7 protein-coding genes and 1 pseudogene are annotated in these 5,944 nt (G+C 48.6%); 7 read left to right on the top strand and 1 reads right to left on the bottom strand.

The features are described 5' to 3' along the window. On the top strand, positions 1-98 hold a 98-nt coding region (locus tag ACOTX5_RS25985; protein ID WP_035294458.1), incomplete at its 5' end, for a hypothetical protein. Positions 99-135: 37 nt separating this feature from the next. Here ACOTX5_RS25985 and ACOTX5_RS25980 read toward each other — a convergent pair. Continuing rightward, positions 136-585, bottom strand: coding sequence for a copper resistance protein (locus tag ACOTX5_RS25980; RefSeq protein WP_001023257.1), 450 nt, complete (start codon positions 583-585; stop codon positions 136-138). 234 nt (positions 586-819) lie between these two features. On the opposite strand from ACOTX5_RS25980, the gene pcoA reads away from it, so the two are divergent. The 6 genes and pseudogenes from pcoA to ACOTX5_RS25950 form a co-directional block, all read left to right on the top strand. Next, entirely contained in the window at positions 820-2,637 is a 1,818-nt protein-coding gene (gene pcoA / locus ACOTX5_RS25975) for a multicopper oxidase PcoA (protein WP_000925240.1), read from the top strand. 5 nt (positions 2,638-2,642) lie between these two features. After that, the gene (gene pcoB, locus ACOTX5_RS25970; RefSeq protein ID WP_001378118.1) at positions 2,643-3,533 is read left to right on the top strand and encodes a copper resistance outer membrane transporter PcoB; all 891 of its coding nucleotides are present in this window, start codon (positions 2,643-2,645) and stop codon (positions 3,531-3,533) included. Between the two features lie 39 nt (positions 3,534-3,572). Next, entirely contained in the window at positions 3,573-3,953 is a 381-nt protein-coding gene (gene pcoC, locus ACOTX5_RS25965) for a copper resistance system metallochaperone PcoC (RefSeq protein ID WP_000025662.1), read from the top strand. Between the two features lie 55 nt (positions 3,954-4,008). Next, complete coding sequence (gene pcoD / locus ACOTX5_RS25960) at positions 4,009-4,887, top strand: copper resistance inner membrane protein PcoD (RefSeq protein ID WP_229692861.1); 879 nt, start codon at positions 4,009-4,011, stop codon at positions 4,885-4,887. A gap of 54 nt (positions 4,888-4,941) precedes the next feature. Further along, the gene (gene pcoR, locus ACOTX5_RS25955; RefSeq protein WP_001188930.1) at positions 4,942-5,622 is read left to right on the top strand and encodes a copper response regulator transcription factor PcoR; all 681 of its coding nucleotides are present in this window, start codon (positions 4,942-4,944) and stop codon (positions 5,620-5,622) included. Beyond that, positions 5,619-5,828, top strand: a pseudogene (locus ACOTX5_RS25950) (hypothetical protein); the annotation flags it as partial. The gene pcoR and the pseudogene ACOTX5_RS25950, both read left to right, overlap by 4 nt. Positions 5,829-5,944: the final 116 nt, after the last annotated feature.

Here is a 5,944-nt window from a genome sequence, read left to right as displayed (position 1 = left end):
ATTCTGGCTACACAATAACAAGGGAAGACTTACTCGTGGCTGCAACCCTACTAGCTCAAAATTTATTCACACATGGTTACGCTTTGGGGAAATTATGAGGGGATCTCTCAGCGCTAAGCACTAACCCGCCTGCAGTTACCTGGTCGAATACAGCCCGCGAAGCTTTCTTGCCTGCGTCTGATGTGCTTCCGCACCGGCATTATTGACCTGCTCATGCACGAGAGCGGCTTTTTCTCCGGCATTCAGTTCGTTAAAAGAAGAAGACGAGGTCTTTGAATTTGCATCACTGCCGGACAGCATTTTTTTATGTTCCTCAATCATTTTCTGATGCGCATAGGACGCGCTGTTGTTCATAAATGAATGAGCAACAATGGCCCTTTCATGTTCATTCATTTCAGAGAATGAGGGCGTGTTGTTTTTATTAACCCTGTCCGGTAAGTTTTCATGCGTCGAGGAATTCACATGACTGACGGCTGAGGCATTATTAACAAATCGATGTGCTTCATGGGCAATATCACTGGACTGAGCAAAAGCTGCCCCACAAAATAAAGCTGTAAACGCAGTGGTCGTGATTAATATATTCATGTGTAATTACCTTCTGAGGTACATAAAAGATATCCTTATGATCATATATAAAAATAATCAACCTGTGGGGAAGATGACGTAAATGTAATACAGCTATGTACATTACACGATTGTAATGAATTTGTTTCTTAAGGTGTGCTAGATTCATTTCATTGTAAGTGGATGAACCAGTAATTTAATTTAAATCGGTTCTCGAATTCTGTCAGTAACCATACTTTAAATAAGGGAATGCGCATGCTGTTGAAAACGTCTCGACGAACTTTCCTGAAGGGGTTAACCCTCTCTGGCGTAGCCGGAAGTCTTGGCGTATGGAGTTTCAATGCGCGTTCCAGTCTGAGCCTGCCAGTTGCCGCATCCCTGCAGGGTACTCAGTTTGACCTGACCATTGGTGAAACGGCCGTCAATATCACGGGCAGTGAGCGTCAGGCCAAAACAATCAATGGAGGTCTGCCGGGGCCCGTTCTTCGCTGGAAAGAAGGTGACACCATTACCCTGAAGGTCAAAAACCGTCTTAATGAACAGACGTCCATTCACTGGCACGGCATTATTCTTCCGGCCAATATGGATGGTGTTCCGGGGCTGAGTTTTATGGGCATAGAGCCTGATGATACCTACGTTTACACCTTTAAGGTTAAGCAGAACGGGACTTACTGGTACCACAGCCATTCCGGTCTGCAGGAACAGGAGGGGGTATACGGTGCCATTATCATCGATGCCGGGGAGCCAGAACCGTTTACTTACGATCGTGAGCATGTGGTCATGTTGTCTGACTGGACCGATGAAAATCCTCACAGCCTGCTGAAAAAATTAAAAAAACAGTCGGATTACTACAATTTCAATAAACCAACCGTTGGCTCTTTTTTCCGCGACGTGAATACCAGGGGGCTGTCAGCCACCATTGCCGATCGGAAAATGTGGGCTGAAATGAAAATGAATCCGACTGACCTCGCGGATGTCAGTGGCTACACCTACACCTATCTCATGAACGGGCAGGCCCCGCTGAAAAACTGGACCGGACTGTTCCGTCCCGGTGAAAAGATACGCTTACGGTTTATCAACGGCTCGGCAATGACCTATTTCGATATCCGTATCCCCGGGCTGAAAATGACGGTCGTGGCTGCAGATGGCCAGTATGTAAACCCGGTTACCGTTGACGAATTCAGGATTGCCGTTGCCGAAACCTATGATGTCATTGTGGAGCCTCAGGGTGAGGCCTATACCATCTTCGCACAATCCATGGACAGGACCGGTTACGCTCGAGGGACACTGGCCACGAGAGAGGGGTTAAGTGCTGCCGTTCCCCCCCTCGATCCCCGTCCTCTGTTGACCATGGAAGATATGGGTATGGGGGGAATGGGACATGATATGGCAGGAATGGACCACAGCCAGATGGGAGGCATGGATAACAGCGGAGAGATGATGTCTATGGACGGTGCTGACCTTCCGGATAGCGGGACATCCTCCGCGCCCATGGATCACAGCAGCATGGCCGGTATGGATCATTCCCGGATGGCCGGAATGCCGGGTATGCAAAGTCATCCTGCGTCAGAAACGGATAACCCACTGGTTGATATGCAGGCGATGAGCGTCTCTCCGAAATTAAATGATCCGGGTATTGGTCTTCGAAATAACGGAAGAAAGGTTCTCACGTACGCGGATTTGAAAAGCCGCTTTGAGGATCCTGACGGACGTGAACCTGGCCGTACCATAGAACTGCATTTAACCGGCCACATGGAAAAGTTTGCCTGGTCATTTAACGGAATCAAGTTTTCAGATGCCGCACCGGTGCTGCTGAAATACGGTGAGCGGCTCAGGATCACGCTGATCAACGATACCATGATGACTCACCCCATTCACCTGCATGGTATGTGGAGCGATCTGGAAGATGAAAACGGTAATTTCATGGTTCGTAAACACACAATAGATGTTCCCCCTGGTACAAAACGCAGTTACAGAGTGACAGCAGATGCGCTTGGCCGCTGGGCGTATCACTGCCATTTGCTCTATCACATGGAAATGGGAATGTTTCGTGAAGTCCGGGTGGAGGAATGATGCGAATGAAGAGAAATTTGAAGGCCATACCTGTTCTGGTCGCCGGTTTGTTTACCTCACAGCTTTCTATTGCGGCGGGCTCCGTCTCTGCAGATCCCCACGCCGGGCACGACATGTCTGCCATGCAGATGCCAGCAGATGAGAATTTCACTGAGATGACGTCAATGGAGCCCATTGTAACTGAGAGCAGAACGCCAATTCCGCCTGTTACCGATGCCGACCGGAAGGCTGCATTCGGCAATTTACAGGGGCATGCGATTCACGACAGTGCGATTAATTATCTGGTTCTGCTGGATCAACTGGAATGGCAACGGTCGGATAACACCAACAATTTCAGCTGGAGTGTTAACAGCTGGATTGGAGGCGACACAGATCGGATTTGGCTAAAGAGTGAAGGTGAACGAAGCAATGGGGAAACGGAGGCGGCTGAAGCGCAGTTACTCTGGGGACATGCGGTTGGCCCATGGTGGGATTTGGTTGCGGGTGTCAGGCAGGATTTCAGACCTGCTTCTGCCCGGACCTGGGCTGCTGTCGGTTTTCAGGGGCTGGCACTCTATAATTTTGAGTCTGAAATTACGGGTTTTGTCAGTAATGGCGGAAAAGCAGCCCTTCGTCTGGGAGGAGAATACGACGTTTTACTGACTAACCGGCTCATACTCCAGCCATCCTATGAGGTGAATTTCTACAGTCAGGATGATGAATCGCGGGGTCGCGGCAGGGGACTGACTGACACAGAGCTGGGGCTCCGGCTGCGCTATGAAATACGCCGTGAGTTTGCACCCTATATAGGCGTTTCCTGGAATCAACTTTACGGGAAAACATCCGATATGGCGAAAAGAGAAGGTGAGAAAGACCATCAGGTAGTATTCCTGGCGGGAGCCAGAATCTGGTTTTAACGCACTGATATAAAACACTCAACTAAACAGGTAAATAAAATGTCGATTTTAAATAAAGCCATTCTTACAGGTGGCCTCGTTATGGGCGTTGCTTTCTCTGCTATGGCCCATCCGGAATTAAAAAGCTCTGTGCCACAGGCTGATTCAGCCGTAGCGGCCCCGGAAAAGATTCAGCTTAATTTCTCGGAAAATCTGACCGTGAAATTCTCAGGTGCAAAATTAACGATGACGGGTATGAAAGGCATGTCATCACATTCTCCGATGCCGGTCGCGGCAAAAGTGGCGCCAGGCGCTGACCCTAAATCGATGGTCATTATTCCGCGAGAGCCTTTACCCGCTGGCACTTATCGTGTTGACTGGCGCGCGGTTTCTTCAGATACGCACCCTATTACCGGTAATTACACCTTTACAGTGAAGTAATATTATGAACGACCTGATTATGATTGTTATTCGTTTTCTTCTTTATCTGGATTTGATGGTAATATTTGGATTGCCATTTTTTCAGATATATGGAATAAGCGGTGTCAGACATGAAACCTATAACCTGACTAATTTCAGGTCGTTTATAACTTTTGCTGTTGTTACAGGCATCATTCTTACTGGCATTAATATGCTCCTGGTATCTAATGCCATGAGTGGAGTAACTGACCTCAGAGAATTATCCATCCATGTTATCGAGATGGTGATAGAAGAAACTGATGTGGGTATTAGCTGGATTGTCAGGCTCTGTGCCCTGTTTACCACACTCGGTGCTTTGTTCCTTTACACTAATAAGAGAGTATTGTCCTGCCTGCTGATGACGATGAGTGGGGGCGTGGCGCTGGCTACACTTGCCTGGGGAGGACACGCCGTTATGCATGACGGTCTGCATTACTATCTCCATTTACTGAGCGATCTGACCCATCTCGGCGCTGCAGGTGCCTGGACAGGTGCTCTGGTTGCATTTGCTATCCTGCTGATGCGCAGAAACGAGCATAATGCACAGAGCGTCATTGTGATATCTGACTCCCTGGCAAAATTTGCCACGGCAGGAACGGTGATTGTTGTAGCCCTGATCCTGAGTGCGCTGGTCAACTATCTGTATATTGCTGAGGGTAACTTAACTCCCTTATTCAACAGTTCCTGGGGGAGGATATTGCTTGCCAAGACGGCTCTGTTTGTTCTGATGCTTCTTCTGGCTGCAGCAAACCGGTTTCACCTGGGTCCCCGGCTTGAAGTTATGGTCAGGGAAGGGAATTATGATCGCAGCGTTGCCCTGATGCGAAACAGCATCCTGACAGAATTCGTTGTTGCGATTATCATTCTGGGCGCCGTAGCGTGGCTCGGAATGCTTGCTCCGTCTCAGGTCAGCTAGGGGACAGCCAAAGCTCATGCGTGAGATTTTTACTTTCATATCAGCGAGTTGACCATGCAGCGTATTTTAATCGTTGAAGACGAACAAAAAACAGGTCGTTACCTGCAGCAGGGACTGGTTGAGGAAGGCTATCAGGCCGATCTCTTTAATAATGGCCGCGATGGTCTCGGGGCCGCGTCGAAGGGACAGTATGATTTGATAATACTGGACGTGATGCTGCCTTTCCTCGACGGGTGGCAAATCATCAGCGCACTGAGGGAGTCCGGGCACGAAGAACCGGTCCTGTTTTTAACCGCAAAGGACAACGTGCGGGACAAAGTGAAAGGACTGGAGCTTGGCGCAGATGACTACCTGATTAAGCCCTTTGATTTTACGGAGCTGGTTGCACGTGTAAGAACCCTACTGCGCCGGGCACGCTCGCAGGCCGCAACAGTCTGCACCATCGCCGATATGACCGTTGATATGGTGCGCCGGACCGTGATCCGTTCGGGGAAGAAGATCCATCTCACCGGTAAAGAATACGTTCTGCTTGAGTTGCTGCTGCAACGCACCGGAGAAGTGTTACCCAGGAGTCTTATCTCGTCCCTGGTCTGGAACATGAATTTTGACAGTGATACGAATGTGATTGATGTCGCCGTGAGACGTCTGAGAAGTAAAATTGATGATGACTTTGAGCCAAAACTGATCCATACCGTTCGCGGTGCCGGATATGTCCTGGAGATCAGAGAAGAGTGAGGTTCAAAATTTCCCTGACCACACGCCTGAGCCTGATTTTTTCTGCGGTGATGCTTACGGTATGGTGGTTATCAAGTTTTATCCTGATTAGCACCCTTAATGGCTATTTCGATAATCAGGACCGCGATTTTCTGACAGGTAAACTTCAGCTCACCGAAGAGTTTCTTAAAACAGAGACGTTCAGGAACAAAACGGATATTAAGTCCTGATGAATCCCCTAATGATTTTGGTAAAAATCATTAAGTTAAGGTGGATACACATCTTGTCATATGATCAAATGGTTTCGCGAAAAATCAATAATCAGACAACAAGATGTGCGAAC

The organism is Enterobacter cloacae complex sp. IR5441 (genome assembly GCF_049238215.1).
Lineage (GTDB): Bacteria > Pseudomonadota > Gammaproteobacteria > Enterobacterales > Enterobacteriaceae > Enterobacter > Enterobacter hormaechei_C.
The sequence above is the reverse complement of the archived record's forward strand: the minus strand, read 5'-3'. Positions and strand labels throughout refer to the sequence as shown.